Genomic DNA, 16,709 nt, shown 5'->3' with positions numbered 1-16,709 from the left:
ACCAACCGGAGATCCGGCCATGTCCGTATCGAACATAACGCTTGTACACCCCGAATACGACCGAAGCGCCCTGCGCCCGCGTATCCTGCACCTTGGATTTGGTGCGTTCGCCCGCGCCCATCCACTGTTCTACACCGATCTGGCGCTGGAGGGCGGCGACGGAGACTGGGGCGTCGCTGTTGCCAGACTGAATTCAGGGGTCGAGCAACTGTCCGAACTTGACCGGGCCGGGGGGGTCTACACGGTCGCCGCCATAGACGATCACGGGGTATCGGCCCGGCGTATGGGCTGCGTCATCCAAAGCCTGCATCCGGCACGGGACGGCGCAGATGCAATTCCGGACCTCATAGCCAGCCACGCGCTGGCGATTATCACGCTAAGTATCACGGAAAAGGGCTATTGTCTGGCAGGGAACCAATTGGATATGGATCTACCCGAAATCCGACAGGATCTGGCCAACCCGAACAAACCACGCACTGCCATCGGCGCGATAGTCGAAGGACTACAGCGCCGTCGCGCGACGGGATTGGGCGGCGTTACCGTTCTGTCCTGTGACAATCTTCCTTCTAACGGGGATTTGTGCCGTCAGGCAGTTCTGTCCATGGCCACGGCCCGCGGTGCCTCCTTGGCGCAATGGATCGGCGAAAACTGCACCTTCCCCTGCTCGATGGTTGACCGCATCGTCCCGGCACTGAATGAAGACGGGCAGCGGATATTGACCGACCTGCTGGGCCATGTGGACCCAAACGGCATTGTGTGTGAGCCGTTTCGCCAATGGGTAGTCGAAGATGAATTCGCGGCGGGTCGCCCAGATTGGCTACACGCAGGTGCCGAATTTGTGCAGGACGTCGCGCCATATGAAGAGATGAAGTTGCGGATGCTGAATGGCGCGCATTCCTTTCTTGCCTATCTGGGGGCCTTGGCTGGTCATGAAACGGTGGCGGACTGTATGCAGGACGAGCTTTTTCGCAACGGCGCCCACCGGCTGATGTTGCTTGAACAAGCTCCGACATTGCGCGTTCCCGAAGATGTTGACCTGCGCAGCTATGCCGACCGCCTGATCGACAGGTTCGGCAACTCGCGCCTGCATCACCGCACAATTCAGATTGCCATGGATGGCAGTCAAAAACTGCCGCAACGCTTGCTGGCTCCGGTCAAATACCACCTTCAGACTGGCAGAGCATGGCCCCTGTCCGCCATGGCCATTGCCGGTTGGATGCGGTTTGTCCGGGGGCAGGCCGAAGATGGCACCCCACTGTCGGTGCAGGACCCGCTGGCAGAGACACTGGCGCAATGTTCAGTCGGGAAGGACGGCGATGCCTATGTGGATGCCCTGCTTGAAATCGACCGGATTTTTGATCCCGAACTGGCCGGACATCCCGCGTTCGGAACCTGCATCCGCGACGCTTACAGACAGATTTCGCAAAAAGGTACCCGGCTGGCCCTTGCAGAGGCTGCAAAACAGAATGAGGCACAGTCATGAGCGGTTTTCTGTCCGACACGTTCCTGCTTGATACGTCACAGGCAGAGCAGCTTTATCATGAAGTCGCTGCGCCACTGCCAATCGTCGATTTTCACAATCATCTGGATCCCAACGCCATTTTGCAAAACCGTTCATGGTCTGATCTTGGTGAGATCTGGCTGGAAGGGGATCACTATAAGTGGCGCGCCATGCGGTGGAACGGAATTGACGAACGCCGGATAACCGGCACCGCGAGCTACTTTGAAAAGTACATGGCCTTTGCCGAGACCATGCCGCACTGTCTGGGCAATCCACTCTATCATTGGAGCCATCTGGAATTGTCCCGCTATTTCGGATGGCATGGCGTACTGAACCCAGAAACCGCTGCTGATGCATGGAACACTGCAAACGCATGTCTGGCGAAACCCGAGTTCAGGGCGCGTGGGCTTTTACGGCAGATGAATGTCTCCTTTGTCGGAACCACGGATGACCCCTGCGACGATCTTGCAGCACATCGCGCGTTTGCGGCGGAGTCCGACGCGGGTTTTACCGTTGCTCCCAGCTTCAGACCCGATGCCGCGTTCAAGATTACAAAACCGGGATACGGTGCCTATCTGGAACGGCTATCCGAGATGTCCGACATCCCCATCCGCAGCTTTGACGATCTGATATCGGCCCTGATCAATCGTCTAGACTTTTTCGTTCAGGCTGGATGCAAAGCCAGCGACCATGGCCTAGACTTCCTGCCCATTTTCGGGCCGCTGAGCGATGCCGAACGAAATCGCATTCTGGACAAGGCGCGTTCCGGTCAGGATGTCTCCCGGCAGGAACAGGCTGATTTTCAGGCCGCTGTCCTCATCGAATTGGGGCGTGCCTATGCTGCGCGTGATCTGGTCATGCAGTACCATATCGGCGCACTCCGCAATACGAATACGCGCCTTTTCGACCAGCTTGGGCCGGACATCGGCTGTGATTCCATTGACGACACCCCGATTGCCGCGCCGTTGAACGCCCTGCTGGATGCAATCGACAAAACGGGCGGCCTACCGCGCACTATTCTCTATTGTCTTGATCCAACCCGAAACGAGGTCATCGTAACCACGGCGGGCAACTTTCAGCTGGGCGGCTACTCGGGGAAAATTCAGGCGGGAACCGCCTGGTGGTTCAACGATCAACTGGATGGAATGGAACGCCAGATGACCCAGTTGTCTCAGATGGGTCTGTTGTCACGGTTTGTCGGTATGCTGACGGACTCCCGTTCCTTCCTGTCCTTTCCAAGGCACGAGTATTTTCGCCGCCTGTTGTGCCGGATGATCGGCGGGTGGATGGTAAGCGGTCACATCCCCAATGACCCGGAGCTGGCCGGATCGCTTGTCCGTCGCGTATGCCATGACAATGCTGCGGAATGGTTTATATCGCCGCCCTGAATACTGACTACAAAGCAATGGCTTACAAGGAAAATGGCCTGCCACCGTCAATGTGGCAGGCCCTCAAATTTACTGGCACCCAGATTTACTGACCGTAGGTTTCCACATCCACCTTGGAGTAGATTTTTCCAGAACAGATCTTCCACCTCTTCAACGGAAGAAACATTGGCAGTAAGTTCAAACCACTTGCCGACCACCGGGCGAAACTGCTCGATCAATTCAGCCGAGTTCTCGATTCCGTATTTGCCGTTGTAGCACTGGATGATGCCGTTCGTATCCTTTGCAACAAACTCATGCGTGGCTTTGACCAGCGCGGCGTCAGCATCCGTCGTGAAAATACCTTTTGTCCGCGACGGTCTGCAGACCGCCGAGCCATGGGGTTTCCAATCTTTTGACAGCATATGTCAGTGTTTTGGACGGACCGGGCTGGGTATGACGCGTTGATCGCATCTTTTCGTGAGTGGTGGCCAGCCCGGCCCGTTTGCCTGCGTCCAGCGCATCACCTTACGAGGGAAGTTCAGATACGTGGGAGGGGGTCAGCAGGCGAGTTTTATCCGTGAGCGACATGAAAATTCAGGTCAGAAACAGCATTCTGGCCTCGATTTGCTCAAGCCATTTCTCGCGCTTTCTAGGCTTGCAGAATTTCACATAGGTCAGGTTGATCCATTTGCGGTTGCGGACGCCCATTTTCCAGAAGGTCCCTGTAAACAGGGCCTTCTTGATCGCGTTTCCGAACAAAAGCCGGTAGATGATCGACGGAGTATTCATCGTGGTGATCATCGTGATCCCCCGAAGCCGGTCCAGCCTGCACAGCATCCGGGTTTCGGATTCATTGTAATCATAGGCAATCCCGGGAAAGATCACCTTGTCAACGAACCCTTTCATGAGGGCGGGCATAAGTTCCCACCAGATCGGGAAGATAAAGATGATGTGCTCTGCCTCCTGAACCCGCGCTTTATAGTTCAGAACACGGGCGTCCAGCAGTTCATCAGACACGTCGGGTTGAGTGCGTGCCATCACAAACGCCCTCAGGTCTTTGGCGCGCATCACGGGATCGAACTCATCTTTGTCAAGGTGGATCAGATCGCACTCATGGCCAGCCGCTTCCAGTCCATTTTGCACGGATCGCAAAATGGCACTGCAAAAGCTGCCCTCAGAGGGGTGATTGAAAACGACGAGAATACGCATGATCGACTCGGGGATTATCTTTCTGGTGGAACCTAACCGGCAGGGAAGCAATCTGGCGTTAACGTTTGTTAAGAAACTGTACTTTTTTCTAAAACCGGCAGGCAATATCCCCTTCGTGAATAGCCAGAGGGCGCGCAGTGCCATCTTGGCGGCACTGCGCAAGCTGTTCAGAACTTGTAGCCGATAGCGAGGGTTGCGGACAGGCTGTCGGTATCCTGCACAATCGGGCTGTCTGCGGCATCACCCAGCAGTTTGGAGTAGGCGGCGATGCCGGTCAGGCCCCAGTTCTTGCCCAATGGCTGAGTGAAACCAACTTCGACCTTGACGGACTTCAACCCACCTTCGGCGTCGTATTGCTGGTACCCCGATGCAGCGGACTGCATCGCGTCAACACCAAAGTAGCTCTGGTTGTAATTGTCGTCGGCCCAATCCAGCGAAATACCCCCAATGAATGCCAGACCCTGACGGTCGGCAACCTCGTCATAGGGTGCGCCGGTTGGTAACAGCGCGCCACGAACCACACCGAATGGAACCTGGGTTTGCAGACCAACGCTGATCACGGTGCCCTTTGATCCATCCAGAAAGGTCCGTACGTCCGCAGTTGCGGTCAGGCGGCGGCCAAGATCATACTGGGCGCCCAACGACAATACGGCGCCTTCCTCGATATCTCCTAATCCGCGCAGATAAACGCTGTCGTCTTCCTTGCGGCCACCACCATATCCAATGGCCGCCGAAACCCTTAAGGAGTCTTGCCGGATTACGAACGCACCAAGGCCTTCGGGGGTAATCAATACGCGGTCACGCCACACCGCCTGGAAACCGGGAACAAATGTGGTCTCGTACTCGTCCGATCCCTCGAATTCGGGTGCAATACTGACACCGGCGCCGACGAATACGTCCCAGTTTCCGGTTTTGTCCTGCTCACCGAAACCTCCGAAATCCTGTGCCTGAACGTCACTGGCGAAACTTGATAACGCCACGCAAATACAGGCGGCGGTGCGGTAGTAGATGGGGGTGGAAGTCATGTTCGTCTCTCTTCTTTTCTTTTGTTTGGTGGCCCGGGCCGCCATGGCCTCGGGCGCATTGCTGTTCCAACCAACACCCACGACGAACGCGTCTTGATCCCCTCCGGGCGCATGGAGACAATCGACAGACATCGATGCCTGACCGCTGTGACCCGGAAAGGTTCAGACATGAGAAAAGCGTACGTCAGCGGGGCAAACGCCGCCGACGCGCCGGAACAGGTCCGCGCCACCTCAATTGTTTCGTTTTGTTGGTTGCTCGCCGTCGGTTGTCAGCAGGAACAATTCCGACGGTGGCTAAGGGCCGTACACCACAATCGGCCCAAACGGACAGGTTGTGGCGACTGCCGATGAAGTCATTGGAAAGGTGCCTGCAGGGTCATCGCCGCCTCTTGGGATTGTCATTGACTAAGTGCTTAGCCAATCCGGAAGATCATTCGCGATATCATATGTTAAGAAGAAAGAACTTTTTTGCGAATTCTGCTCAACGAAACGGGTGTAATGCCCAGGTAGGACGCAATGTAGTGTTGTGGAACGGTTTCCCAAAGCTCGGGATCGGATGAGATAAGTTCCAGAAAGCGTTCCTGCGGATTGTTCTTGATCGTACGCAGGAACATCTGCTGATACGATGCCAATCGCTTAAGCAAGGAATCGATAACAAGCTGGTTCAGCCTGGGTGAGGTTTGCAGCGCCGGAAGGATAATTTCCTTTTTGGCCTTCCAGACGGTTGATGCCACCACAGCTTCAAGATTGAATTCGCTTGGCTTGTTCCAAAACAGGCATTCGAGCGGCCCCACGGCCGCACCCTTCTGAAAGAACTGAAGAGTCACGTCCCTGCCGTCATCATTGTACCAAAACCGCAAGCATCCGCTTTCGACCAGGTGAACGTATTTGCTGACTTCACCCTCATCGACCAGCGCGGCCTTTCGTTTTAGCTCGACCCGCGTGCTGTTGGACTTGATCCAGTGCAGGATATCTTGGGGAATTTCCACGGTCATTTCAAAATGGCTCCAGCATGACACATCAACCCCTGAACCCGAGTGCACAGAACCAGCACACGTCGCGAGATCAATTCGATATCACGGGATAAGGCGCATCGCCATGATATTCGTTAAGTCTTCCGGCGAACCCACGGCTTCAAAGCCCATATTTGTCGCCAAAGACATTAACCATGGACAGGCTGATGCCCGCTTTGGATAAGGTCTGCGCCGATTTCAGGCAGAGGCCAAGGTTTCGGCTTGTTTGCCTAGCCTGAACATGGACCGATAAAGCGCAGGTACGAAAATCAATGTGATCGGAGAGGCCAGCAATAGCCCGCCAATCATCAATGTCGCCATCGGTTCGAACAATACTCCACCGATAACGGCCATCGGCACAAGTCCCAGAACAGTTGTCAGTGAGGTTAGCAAAACGGGCGTGACACGTTTCTTTGCAGCAACGACAATCGCGTCGTCCAGTGGTTTGTCTTTCCGCTCGATGTCAATCTGGTCGATCAGAACGATGGCATTGTTGATAATGATACCGGCCAGCGAGATCATCCCCAGAACTGCGAAGAACGACAAAGGACGACCAGCGATAATAAGGGCAAGGGGTGCCCCGATGATGACCAAAGGAATGGTCATGAAGGTCAGACCCACACGGAGGACCGAGTTGAACTGGAACATCAGGGCGACCATCATCAGCATCAGCGCGGGTGGCATTCCGTTCAGCAACAGCTCGTTCACTTCGTCACTGGTCTCGGATTCACCACCAACCGACAGTTCGTACCCTGCGGGAAGGTCCAGTTCCGCCAGATACAGGGCCATATGTGCCTGCACCTCGGTCGCGGTCATGGTCAGGCTTTTGCCGGAAACCGTCACTTGCCGCACCTGATTTTCCCGACGGATCTGGGCATAGTCGAAATGCGGTTCAATCCAGGCGATCTGATCCAACGGGATGGCGCCATTGTCGGTCATGATCGTGAGGTTCCGCAGATCGTCCAGCAAATCGCCAAAATTGTCCGCCGCCCGTAAAACAATCGGGAAGGGGTCCGTTGCCTCGCGGAATGTCGATTGCACAGCGCCCGAGAAATAGGTGTTCATGGTTTGCGCGATGTCCTCGGATGAGACCCCGTGAATACGAGCCTTATCCTGCGAGACGTTCATTCTCAGACGGACAACCTTGTTTCCCCAATCATTCTCGTTGGTCGAAATTCCGGGTACCGTGGCAAAGGCTGCTTCGATCTCTTCAGCCTTTGCCAGTAGGATCTCGGCGTCAGGACCGCGCAGTTTGTATTCGACAATGCCCGGCTCACCCTCACCCATGGACAGTCGTGTGACGCGATAGCGGGCTGCCGGGCGGTTTTTCGTCAGATAGTTTCGCGCCCGTTCGGTCGCAGCGGCAACCACGTCCGGTCCGGCCGTGTTGACAACGATGAAGGCGTTCGATGGATCAGCCTCGGCCGGATCCAGACCGATATAGAACCGCGGCCCGCCGCTGCCAGCATAGACGGTTGTGTTGGAAACTTCGGGGTTGATATCACTTTGGTTAAGCCAGGCTTCGACCGAGCGGGCCTCTTCGATTGTGGCCTCGATGGAACTGCCGCGCGGCATTTCGAGATAGATGAGGTATTCCGACCGCTCCGACAGCGGGAACAGTTCGACCCGAACCAGACCGAACACGGTCACGGACAAAGCGACCAGACCATAGGCTACAAACATCACCAGAATGCCAAACCGCAGGGTACGACGGCATAGCCAGCCGTAGAAGCGGACAAGCCAGCCTTCATGCTCGGCCTTTTTGGTTGGCCGCAGCACAAGCGAGGCCAGGAAGGGCAGGATGTAATGCGCGGTCAGCCACGAGCCCGCCAGCATGAAGCCGACAACCGCACCAAGGGAAAAGGCGAACTCGCCTTCGGTTCCCTCAAGGATCAGCATCGGAATAAAGGCCGAGACCGTGGTGATCGACGCGACCGCAAGCGGCACAAAAAACTGACCGCCGGCGTGTTGGGCGGCCTCTTTCGGCGATTTGCCGAGGTTGAGCTGTTTCTGAATCTCTTCGACCACAACAAGGCCGTTATCGACAAGTAGACCCAGCGAAATAATGACTGCGGCGATTGAGATCTGTTCAAGATCGACTCCCCAGCGCACCATAATAGTCAGCGAGAACATGACAGCGAAGGGCACGATACTGGCGATGACAACTGCTGGTCTGAAGCCCAGAAACAGGAAGATGACAAGGAATACCACCGCAAATGTCTGACCGACATTCGCCAACGCCCCGTTGATCGCCTGCGTGACGACATCTTCCTGAAAGGTCGAGAATTCGAAACTGATGCCGACGGGGTGTTTCTGCTCGAACTTGGGCACGGCCTCTTTCAGCATCGCACCGATTTTCTGAACGTCGCGATCATCGGCCATTTCGACAGCCACGATCAGTGCTGGTTTGCCGTTGTAGAAAATGGGCGCTTCCGGAGGGTCCGCATACCCGCGCTTGACGGTCAAAAGATCCTGCAATCGGACAAAATTGTCCTGCCCGGGTATCTGGGTCAAAAGCTGGGCAACTTCGTCGACCGACTTGAGGTCGCCATTTACTTCAAGCGCGATATCGACGCCACCAACGGCGAATGTCCCGGCCGAGGTGATGATGTTCTGGGCTTTCAGATCTTCAAGTGCCTGAGTAACCGTCAAGCCGACCGACGCCAGCTTGCCCGTATCCAACTCCAGCCAGATACGTTCTTCCTGACGTCCCATGATCGTGACTTTGGTGATCCCGTTCAGCGAATAAAGATCGTCGCGCAGCACATCGGCGGCGTCCCACAATTCGGCATAGTCAAAGCCCTCACCAGTGACCGCGATTGTTGCGATGGCGACGTCACCGAAATCGGTATTGATGAACGGCCCCAGAGTGCCGTCAGGCAGCTGATCCGTTGCTTCGATCATCTTGTTGCGGATGTCCTGAAACACCGCGTTCAGATCGCTGCCAGGAACCGAGGCATACAACGTGACCGAAAGCTCGGCCCTGCCGTTGGTGATCCAGGTTTCAATATCTTCAATCTCACCAATCTCGCGCGCGACACGCTCCAGTGGTTTGGCAATCAGGTCCTCGACCCGTTCGGGTGACATACCCGGAAAGCTGGCTTCGACGATGGCCGTTCGGATCGTGACGGCCGGGTCTTCGCGCTTGGGCATCTGCACATAGCTGATCATGCCCAACAGCAGCAGGCCAACGGCAACAAGAACGGTGAGCCTTGATTTTTCAAGGCCAAAGCGGGTCAGGAAATCCATGGCCTAGCTCTCATCCTCAATGGTCAGAAGACGAACCCGCTGACCGTCTTTCAGAAAGGACACACCGGCCGAGGCAATCTGGTCACCCGGTTCCAGCCCTTCGGTGACGACGACCAGATCGCCCTTGGAGGTTACGGTGGAAACCCGCCTCTGTTGGACCGTCTCAGACTCGGGGTCATAGACAAACACGAACAGCTCTTCCGAGAACCCGGTGTCGTCAATTTCGAACCCGCCCTGATTGGTCGCGATGGACGACAGCGGAACAAGAAACCCTTCGGGCTGCGTCAACGGAATCTCCAGCACGACCTCAGCCGCCATGCCCGCGCGAATTTCGTTCTGCTCATCGTCTACGGAAAGATAGACGGGAAACGAGGATACCAGATCAGCGCGCTGGCCCAGTTCCTTGACGGTTGCATCCAGAACAAGGTCAGGACGGTCCGCAAGGCGTATCTTTGCCGGATAGCCAACATCCAGCTTTGCGGCGACAGCATATCCGGCGGAGATGCTTACTTCGAATTTTCCATCTTCGTAGATGGACGCGATGGGTGTGCCCGCCGAGACCGTTACAAAGGACGTCGCATCGACGGAATTCACAACCCCATCGTAAGGAGCGATGATACTTGCCTTTACTAGGTTGTCCTTGGCGGACGCAACGGCCTGACGGGCCTGATCCAATTGCGCCATGGTGGCCAGTTCTTGCGTTTCCGCCTCGTCCACGGCGACCTGTGTAATTGCACCGCGTGACAGCAGAGTGCGGTTGCGTTTCAAAGTCCGGACAGCGTTGTTGTGTTCGGCTTCGGCCTGCCGCACCCCGGCCTGTGCATCCTGCAACTGGATCTCCAGCGACGCAGGGTTGAGGCTGGAAATAAGCTCGCCCTTTTTCACTTGCTGCCCGACGGCAAGGTCAAGCTCGTCCAATGTGCCACCGATTTCGAACGACAGATTGGTCAGCTCAGAAGGTTCCAGAACACTTGGAAAGGTGCGGATTTCCGAGATCGGGCTTAGCTCTACCAGATGCGTTTTGATCGGGCGGATGGGTTGGTTTGTGGACGATTGTTCGTCCTCTCGGCATCCCGCAAGCGCCGCAACGGCAAGAGTGGAAATGATAAAAAGGGATCGCTTCATTGCCGGACTCCGGATACTCGCGTCGATGGCCAAGTGGCCAGATTGCGGGTAAATACGGGGCTCGCTGAACTGTTTCATTAACATATGTTTAGAGTTTGCGGATCTTCTGCAATTCAACAAAAAATGTCACTTCTTTGGGATTTAGAACCGGGTGACGTGAAAATAGAATCCTGAACTGCGCGACTATTTCAACTGGACAAAATTTCAGTCAGCGCATTAAATATCCATAGAAACTAGGGATTTAGGTGAATGAGCTTTTCCGTTCTTCCATTCCTCCTTTTGGTTCCGATGGCCCTGTTTGACTCTTGCTCAGATCGTAACAGGGGCGTCGCCCTTGGCGTCACCAGCCGGGAAAGAGTTGCCCTTACAGCGACCGCTTCGGAAATCATCACGGAATTGCCCGTGGAAGAAGGTTCTGCCGTAAAAGTCGGAACCGTGCTGGCACGGCTTGACGACCGGGTGCAGGCCGCCGATGTGGCGCTGGCCAAAGCAGAATTGGCCAAGGCGCAGGCGAACCTGTCGAAACTTGAGGCTGGCGCACGCGACGAAGAGATCGCAGTCGCCCGCGCGGATGTCGAAGGCGCTCGTGCCAATCTGACGAACGCGGAAAGCATTTACAAAAGAAACCTGACCCTGTTGCAGAGCGGAACGGTCACCGAAGCCCGCCTTGAACGAGATTTGGCCCAGCGGGACAGCGCGCAGGCGACCTTGTCCCGAGCGCGCGAAATTCTGCTGGAACTTGAAAACGGCACCCGGCCCGAAGATATCCAGATCGCTCAGGCCGAGGTTGAGGCGGCACAGGCCAAGCTAGAGGCGGAACAGCGCCTGCTGGACAATCTTGTCATCACCGCCTCGCGCGATGGGTGGCTGGACAGTCTTCCATGGAATCTGGGTGAACGCGTGGCGCAGGGCAGCCCTGTCGCGGTGTTGTTGGCATCAGATGTTATGCTTGCACGGGTCTATGTTCCTGAACCCTATCGCGTTCACCTGAAAGAGGGTGACAGCTTGACCGTGCATGTCGATGGCCTCGACGACCCCTTTGACGGGGTGGTTCGCTGGATCAGCTCGGACCCGGCCTTTACGCCCTATTACGCCTTGAATCAGGACGAACGCTCGCGGTTGATGTATATGGCTGAAATCGCCCTGCCCGAGTCCGCGAGAACCCTGCCGGTCGGCATCCCGGTGCAGGCCGATCTGCCATGACCGATGCGGTCGTCACGGCGCGCGGCCTGACCCGGCGGTTCGGCGACAAGATTGCCGTGAACGGGCTTGACCTGACGATCCCGTCCGGCACGATTTACGGCTTTCTGGGGCCGAACGGATCGGGCAAGACAACCGCGATGCGTATGCTGACCGGTCTGCTGACCCCCAGCCAAGGTGAGGTCGAGGTTCTGGGAACGCGTCTGCCGGGAAAGTCCGAGCCTCTGAAACGCAAAATCGGGTACATGACCCAGATTTTTTCGCATTACCGTGACATGACGGTGAAGGAAAACCTGCAGTTCACGGCGCAGATCTATGGCCTGTCGCGCGCCGACGCCCGGAACCGGGTGGATGAGTTGCTGACCGAGTATGATCTGACCGCGCAATCAAAGCAGTTCGCGGGCTCGATGAGTGGTGGGCAGAAACAGCGTCTGGCGCTGGCCGCTGCGGTGCTGCACAAACCCAAACTGCTGTTTCTGGACGAACCGACCTCGGCCGTTGATCCGGAATCCCGGCGCGCGTTCTGGGAAAAGCTGTTTGATCTGGTTGATGCGGGGGCAAGCATCGTGGTGACGACGCATTTCATGGACGAGGCCGAGCGGTGCCACCGCATAGCGATCATCGACACGGGCGTGAAATGCGCCGATGGGTCACCTTTTGAGTTGATGGAAACACTGGGCGTCAACGTCGTTCAGATTTCCGGTGACGGGCTGCGCGAGGCAAAACGCCAGCTCGAAGCCATACCCGATATCCTGTCTGCAGCGCAGATCGGAACGCGGCTGAGGGTGCTTGTGGACAAAAGCGTCGCCAATCCGGTCGATTACATTCAACAGTCCGGCGCACTTGCCGAAGGAGCGCAGGCCGAACGCGCCGGACCCAACCTTGAGGACGTCTTTGTCTTTGCCACGCGGGGTCGCCCATGATTTCGCCCGGACGCATTCGCGCCATCCTGTGGAAGGAAATCCTGCAGCTCAGACGTGACCGCATTACTTTTGCCATGATCGTCATGATCCCGCTGGTTCAGCTTTTATTGTTCGGCTATGCAATCGAAACCAACCTGCGCCATATACCGGCGGCTGTCGTCGATCAGAGCCAGACCGGGCTCAGCCGGACCCTGATCCAGATGGTCGAGGCAACGCAGATCGTCGATTTCAAGGAATCCCATACCAACTTCGAAGACGCGGAAAGCGCCATGGTGGCCTCGCGCGTTCGGGCGGTTTTCTTCATTCCCAAGGACCTTCCGAAACGCCTGTCCCGAAGCGCTGCAGTTGGCATGGCCCCACCCAGATCGACGGATGAACAAACCTCGCGCCCAATTGCGCAATGGGTTGTTGACGGATCGGACACGGCCATTGGAAGCGCGCTGAAATCATTGCGGAACATGCCGCTGGCCGAACTGTTCCGGCAACCCGCAAATACAGGCGTGCCCACGTTCGAGGTTGCGCTGTATTACAATCCGGAACAGCGCAGTGAGGTTAATATCGTACCGGGCCTTGTCGGCATCATCCTGACGATGACGATGATCCTGTTCACCTCGCTCGCCATCGTGCGCGAGACCGAACGCGGCAATATGGAGATGCTCATCAACACGCCCGTCCGCCCGTTTGAGCTGATGCTGGGCAAGATTATTCCCTATATGGCCATCGGCCTGATTCAGGTCGGCCTGATCCTCGGTCTGGGTCGCCTGATCTTCAACATACCGATCAACGGCTCGCTTGGACTTTTGATGATGGGCGCGCTGTTGTTCATCGTGGCAAGCCTCAGCCTGGGGCTGGTGATATCAACGATTGCGTCCAATCAACTGCAGGCCATGCAGATGACATTCTTTGTCCTTTTGCCCTCAATCCTTTTGTCCGGATTCATGTTCCCCTACGAAGGAATGCCACGCCCGGCGCAATGGCTGTCCGACCTTTTGCCGGTCACCCATTTCAACCGGGTGATCCGGGGTATTGTTCTGCGCGATGCGAATTTTTCCGAGATTGGCACAGAAATCTTCTGGCTCAGTTGTTTCACTGTCGCCGGGCTGATCCTGGCGACGCTGCGATTCAACAAGCGGCTCGACTGAACTGTTTTCGATCAGCGGCTCGGCCTCAGGGCCAACGCCCGGAAGGTCAGTTTTCAACAGGCCCCGGGAAATGGCAGGCAGCCAAAGTGTGCCCTGTTGCCTCCAGCACCGGAGCAACTTCTCGGCACATCTGCTGAGCACGGGGACAGCGATCAGCAAAGGCGCAGCCCGCTGGAGGATTGATCGGGCTTGGCGGGTCACCGGACACTTTCAACGGTCGCACATAGCCACGCGACTTGCGTCGTGCTAGCGAAGGTGCCGCCGACAACAGGGCCTGCGTATAGGGGTGTTGCGGTGCTTCGAACAAGGTTTGCGTCGGGCCGCTTTCAACGATTTTGCCCAGATACATCACGGCAACGTCGTCGCACACATGACGCACCACACCTAGATCGTGCGAGATAAACAGGTAAGACAGGCCGAATTTCTCTTTCAGATCAGCCAACAGGTTCAAAATCTGCGCCTGAATGGCCACATCCAACGCCGATACGGGTTCGTCACAAACCAACAGTTTCGGATTGGTCGTCAACGCCCGTGCTATTGAAATACGCTGCCGCTGACCACCCGAAAACTGATGCGGAAACAGGTTCAGCTGATCAGGGCGCAGACCCACCAGAGTAAACAGCTCCCGTACCCGATTCAGCCGTTCCTCCGGAGTTCCGATCTCCATCAGATCCATCGGTTCACGGACGATATCCACCACCCGGGCACGCGGATTGAGCGACGAATATGGGTCCTGAAAAATCAACTGCACATCGCGCCGGCGCTGACGCATTTGCTCGTCATCCAGCTCCAGCAGGTCCTCACCTTCAAAAAGAACCTGCCCGCCCGCAGCCCGGGTCAGTCGGATCGCCGCCATGGCAGTTGTTGTCTTGCCCGAACCGCTTTCGCCGACAATCCCCAACGCCTTACCGGCCTCAAGCTGAAATGATACCTTGCGCACCGCTTCCAGATGCGGACGCTCGGCAAAAAATGATGGTTTGGGCAGCGCAAATCGGACCGTCAGGTCGCGCACGTCCATCAGGACACTCATATCCGCGCCTCCTCGATTCCATGGCAGGCAACAGGATGATGCCCGTAATCCCCCAAGGCCGGCTTTTCCCGATCACAGCGATCCTGCCGATACGCGCATCGGTCGGCAAAGGCACAGCCCTGCCCCAGCATGTGCAGAGGTGGCACAACGCCCGGAATTTCGGCCAGTCTGTGATCGTCGCGGCCAAGGGCCGGAATGCACTCGATCAGCCCGCGTGCATAAGGGTGCTGAGGGAAATCCAGCACATCGTCGGCGCTGGCTTCCTCGATCACGCGCCCGGCATACATGACTGCCACGCGGTCTGCCATTTCACTAATCGCACCCATGTCATGCGTGATCAGAATGATTGCCGCGCCGAAATCGCGCTGAATCTCATTCAGAAGGTCGAATATCTGTGCCTGTACGGTAACGTCCAGTGCCGTTGTCGGCTCATCCGCGATCAGAACCTTGGGGCGGCAACTGACTGCCATGGCGATCATCACGCGCTGACGCATACCTCCTGACAACTGATGGGGATAGTCCTTTGCCCGCGCATCTGGGCTTGGGATACCGACACGATCCAGCAACCCGATTGCATCTTTCATGGCCTGATCGGCACTAACGTTCTGATGCAGCATGATGGCTTCGGCAATTTGGTTGCCGACGGTAAAGACTGGGTTCAGCGATGTCATCGGCTCCTGAAAAATCATTGCCGTATCGCCCCCCCGCAATGCACGCAGACGCGCAGGGTTTGCCCCGACCAGTTCCTCACCGGCCAACCGGATCGAGCCCCCGGCAATCTTTCCCGGCGGTGAGGGGATCAGTCCCATGACCGACAGGGCCGTTATGGATTTCCCACAGCCGGATTCACCCACAACCCCCAGCGTCTCGCCCTCATTCACATGCATCGACACGGAGTCCAGTGCGGTCACTTCTCCGTAGCGCGTGTTGAACGTCACACGCAGGTCTTCGATCTCCAGCAGCGCGGTCATCTTTCCCTCAGCTTCGGATTGAAAGCATCATTCAGGCCATCGCCGATCAACGAGACAGCAAATACAGTGAAAAAGATGGCGAGCCCCGGAAATGTCACCGGCCACCAGGCATCCAGAATGTATTCCCGGTTTGCGCCGATCATCAGGCCCCAGCTCATCACGTTGGGGTCGCCGAGCCCAAGAAAGGACAGACCCGCCTCGAACAGGATCGCAACCCCGATCGTCAGCGTTGCCGAAACGATCAACGGGGGCATGGCGTTTGGCAGGATCACTTTCCAGATGATCCGCTTGTTGCGCGCCCCGATGGCACGCGCCGCCGTCACGTATTCCAGTTCCTTGATCTTGAGGAACTCAGCTCGCGTCAGGCGCGCCGTCTGCGGCCAGCTGACAACGCCAATTGCCATGGCAATCGTGAACAGGGACGGTGAAAAAAGCGTCACCAGCACCATCGCAAAAAGTAGTGCAGGCAAAACCTGAAAAAACTCGGTCACTCGCATCAACAGGTTGTCGACCCATCCGCCATAGTAACCGGCTAGCGCACCAAGCGAAATTCCGATGAACATCGTAATTGCTGCCGCCGCTAACCCGACCGACAAGGTCGGGCCGCCACCGGTCAGCATGCCAGCGACGATGTTACGCCCAAGATAATCCGTACCCAGCGGGAATTCCGGCGTGGCGCCAGGTGGTTCATGCGGTGCCCACACGATTTCGAACGGATCACCGGTATAGAACAGCGTGCCATAGAGCGTCGCCAGAACGATCGCTGATAGCATCGCGACACCGACTAAGGCGGGAACATTGCGCCGGAACATGCGCCAGGCTTCACGCGCAGGGCTTTCGGCCTTGTAATCTGTGATCTGAACCTCAGACAAAAGGGTTCTCCTTCATCTGGCCGAAAATACTTCGGGGGTGAATTGGCCGTTGGCCAAGAGGGGACAGAGCCCCCTGCCCTTG

At 56.7% G+C, this 16,709-nt stretch carries 14 protein-coding genes; 5 read left to right on the top strand and 9 right to left on the bottom strand.

The window, feature by feature from the left end; genetic code table 11:
* Positions 1–19: 19 nt before the first annotated feature.
* Together ACR0NW_RS11190 and uxaC are read left to right on the top strand one after the other, a co-directional pair.
* Positions 20–1,483 carry a mannitol dehydrogenase family protein gene (locus ACR0NW_RS11190; RefSeq protein WP_480791827.1) on the top strand — a complete coding sequence of 488 codons (1,464 nt, stop codon included), beginning with the start codon at positions 20–22 and terminating at the stop codon, positions 1,481–1,483.
* Complete coding sequence (gene uxaC, locus ACR0NW_RS11185) at positions 1,480–2,889, top strand: glucuronate isomerase (RefSeq protein ID WP_480791826.1); 1,410 nt, start codon at positions 1,480–1,482, stop codon at positions 2,887–2,889. The genes ACR0NW_RS11190 and uxaC overlap by 4 nt, the downstream gene beginning before the upstream one ends.
* A 47-nt stretch (positions 2,890–2,936) precedes the next feature.
* Here uxaC and ACR0NW_RS11180 read toward each other — a convergent pair whose 3' ends face one another.
* The 6 genes from ACR0NW_RS11180 to ACR0NW_RS11155 all read right to left on the bottom strand — a co-directional run bounded on the left by ACR0NW_RS11180 (position 2,937) and on the right by ACR0NW_RS11155 (position 10,489).
* Positions 2,937–3,290, bottom strand: a complete 354-nt coding sequence (locus ACR0NW_RS11180) for a hypothetical protein (RefSeq protein WP_480791825.1) — start codon at positions 3,288–3,290, stop codon at positions 2,937–2,939.
* 172 nt (positions 3,291–3,462) lie between these two features.
* Positions 3,463–4,077 (bottom strand): NAD(P)H-dependent oxidoreductase, encoded by a 615-nt coding sequence (locus ACR0NW_RS11175; protein WP_480791824.1) that lies wholly within the window; start codon positions 4,075–4,077, stop codon positions 3,463–3,465.
* Positions 4,078–4,244: 167 nt separating this feature from the next.
* Complete coding sequence (locus tag ACR0NW_RS11170; protein ID WP_480791823.1) at positions 4,245–5,102, bottom strand: MipA/OmpV family protein; 858 nt, start codon at positions 5,100–5,102, stop codon at positions 4,245–4,247.
* A 449-nt stretch (positions 5,103–5,551) separates the two neighbouring features.
* Entirely contained in the window at positions 5,552–6,097 is a 546-nt protein-coding gene (locus ACR0NW_RS11165) for a Crp/Fnr family transcriptional regulator (protein WP_480791822.1), read from the bottom strand.
* A 216-nt stretch (positions 6,098–6,313) separates the two neighbouring features.
* Positions 6,314–9,364, bottom strand: a complete 3,051-nt coding sequence (locus ACR0NW_RS11160; RefSeq protein WP_480791821.1) for an efflux RND transporter permease subunit — start codon at positions 9,362–9,364, stop codon at positions 6,314–6,316.
* A gap of 3 nt (positions 9,365–9,367) precedes the next feature.
* Complete coding sequence (locus ACR0NW_RS11155; protein ID WP_480791820.1) at positions 9,368–10,489, bottom strand: efflux RND transporter periplasmic adaptor subunit; 1,122 nt, start codon at positions 10,487–10,489, stop codon at positions 9,368–9,370.
* A gap of 249 nt (positions 10,490–10,738) precedes the next feature.
* Between ACR0NW_RS11155 and ACR0NW_RS11150 the strand changes: the two genes are divergently transcribed.
* The 3 genes from ACR0NW_RS11150 to ACR0NW_RS11140 are packed head-to-tail and all read left to right on the top strand — an operon-like array spanning position 10,739 to position 13,754.
* Entirely contained in the window at positions 10,739–11,692 is a 954-nt protein-coding gene (locus ACR0NW_RS11150; protein ID WP_480791819.1) for an HlyD family secretion protein, read from the top strand.
* Complete coding sequence (locus tag ACR0NW_RS11145) at positions 11,689–12,612, top strand: ABC transporter ATP-binding protein (protein ID WP_480791818.1); 924 nt, start codon at positions 11,689–11,691, stop codon at positions 12,610–12,612. The genes ACR0NW_RS11150 and ACR0NW_RS11145 overlap by 4 nt, the downstream gene beginning before the upstream one ends.
* Positions 12,609–13,754 carry an ABC transporter permease gene (locus ACR0NW_RS11140; RefSeq protein WP_170656818.1) on the top strand — a complete coding sequence of 382 codons (1,146 nt, stop codon included), beginning with the start codon at positions 12,609–12,611 and terminating at the stop codon, positions 13,752–13,754. The genes ACR0NW_RS11145 and ACR0NW_RS11140 overlap by 4 nt, the downstream gene beginning before the upstream one ends.
* 46 nt (positions 13,755–13,800) lie before the next feature.
* Here ACR0NW_RS11140 and ACR0NW_RS11135 read toward each other — a convergent pair whose 3' ends face one another.
* The 3 genes from ACR0NW_RS11135 to ACR0NW_RS11125 are packed head-to-tail and all read right to left on the bottom strand — an operon-like array spanning position 13,801 to position 16,627.
* Positions 13,801–14,784, bottom strand: a complete 984-nt coding sequence (locus ACR0NW_RS11135) for an ABC transporter ATP-binding protein (protein ID WP_480791817.1) — start codon at positions 14,782–14,784, stop codon at positions 13,801–13,803.
* Entirely contained in the window at positions 14,781–15,755 is a 975-nt protein-coding gene (locus ACR0NW_RS11130; protein ID WP_480791816.1) for an ABC transporter ATP-binding protein, read from the bottom strand. Before ACR0NW_RS11130 ends, ACR0NW_RS11135 begins: the two co-directional genes overlap by 4 nt.
* On the bottom strand, positions 15,752–16,627 hold the full coding sequence (locus tag ACR0NW_RS11125) for an ABC transporter permease (protein WP_480791815.1): 876 nt from the start codon (positions 16,625–16,627) through the stop codon (positions 15,752–15,754). The genes ACR0NW_RS11130 and ACR0NW_RS11125 overlap by 4 nt, the downstream gene beginning before the upstream one ends.
* Between the last annotated feature and the right edge of the window lie 82 nt (positions 16,628–16,709).

This window comes from Ruegeria sp. CF5, from assembly GCF_056537325.1.
This window is presented reverse-complemented; position numbering and strand designations above follow the sequence as displayed.